At 74.9% G+C, this 1319-nt stretch carries 2 protein-coding genes; both read right to left on the reverse strand.

What is annotated here, in order from left to right; genetic code table 11:
* Positions 1-177 precede the first annotated feature (177 nt).
* Positions 178-456, reverse strand: coding sequence for a hypothetical protein (locus tag ACWJ6R_RS36490; RefSeq protein ID WP_449066569.1), 279 nt, complete (start codon positions 454-456; stop codon positions 178-180).
* A partial coding sequence (locus tag ACWJ6R_RS36495; protein ID WP_449066570.1) for a YhgE/Pip family protein occupies positions 429-1319 on the reverse strand: 891 nt, incomplete at its 5' end. The genes ACWJ6R_RS36495 and ACWJ6R_RS36490, both read right to left, overlap by 28 nt.

Here is a 1319-nt window from a genome sequence, read left to right on the forward strand (position 1 = left end):
GGCTGCGCAAGCGGCTTAGCGAGAAGCCGCTCCCTTCAGGGAGCGGAGGAGTCACCATGCCGACCACGGTAGCCACCCCGTCGCCCCCATCGTGCGGGAGCTTCCCCGCGTCGTGCGGGAGCTTCCCCCACCGTGGGGAAGCCGGGTCGCGATCCCGCCTCCGGGCGGAGGGGGACGTCAGAGCGACAGCTCGGGATGGAGGCGGCGCATCGACCAGGTCCGCCCCCGGTGCACGGCGTAGACGCTCAGCGCCAGTCCCAGCGCGGTCCACAGCGTCAGCACCCCGCAGGCCTGCCAGATCACGGTCGGGTCGCCGCCGCTGATCAGCCGGCGCAGCGCGCTGACCACCCAGCTCATGGGCAGCCACGGCGAGATCGTCTGGAAGAAGCCGGGCGAGGTCTCGATCGGGTAGGTTCCGGCGGCGGAGGTCAGCTGGAGCATGAGCAGCGCCAGCACCGCGACCCGGCCGGCGCGCCGAGCAGGGCGTTGACCGCCTGCACGATCGCCAGGAACGCGGCCGTGGTGAGCAGCAGGATCCCGATCGTCCCGGCCCAGTGCGCCGCCTGGAGGCCGAGGGCGAACCGGAGCACCGCCGCCAGCACGCCGGCCTGCGCCGCGCCCAGGGCCAGGCCGGGCAGCCATCCGCCCAGGGCGATCCGCCAGGCGGGGGCCGTACCGGCCAGGAGACGCGGGTTGAGCGGGCGGAGCACCATGTAGGCGACCATCGCGCCGACCCAGAGCGCCAGCGGGACGAAGAACGGCGCGAAGCCGGTGCCGTAGTTGGGGACCTCGTTGACGACGGCGCTGGCCAGGGTGACGGGCTCGCTCATCATCGCGGTACGGCCGGCGCGCTCCTCCTCGTCGTAGTCGGGGATCTCCCCCGCCCCGTCGCCGAGCCTGCGGCTCAGCTCGCGCGAGCCGTCCGCGAGCTCGCCGAGCCCGCCGGAGAGCCGGTCGATGCCGCCGGTGAGCTTCCCGGCCCCGCCCTGCAGGGCGCCGACCCCGGTGTCGGCCTGGACGGCCCCGTCGCGGAGTTTCGCCACGCCGCCGCCGAACTCGGTGAGCCCGCCGGAGAGTTCTCCCGCCCCGTCGTGGAGCTTGGCCACGCCGGAGGTGATCTTCCCGTTGGCGGCCGAGGCGTCGCGGAGACCGCGGTGGACCTTCGCCGAGCCGTCAGCCAGCTTGCCGAGCCCGTCGTCGAGCCGGTTCACCGCCTCTCGGGCCTGGTCGATCGTGCGTGCGGCGCCGGAGGCGCGGTCGGCCAACCGGTCGGCGTACCGGGCGGCCTCGGCTGCGCGGGGGGCGCTCTGCCGGGAGCC

It is taken from the genome of Planomonospora algeriensis (genome assembly GCF_977012225.1).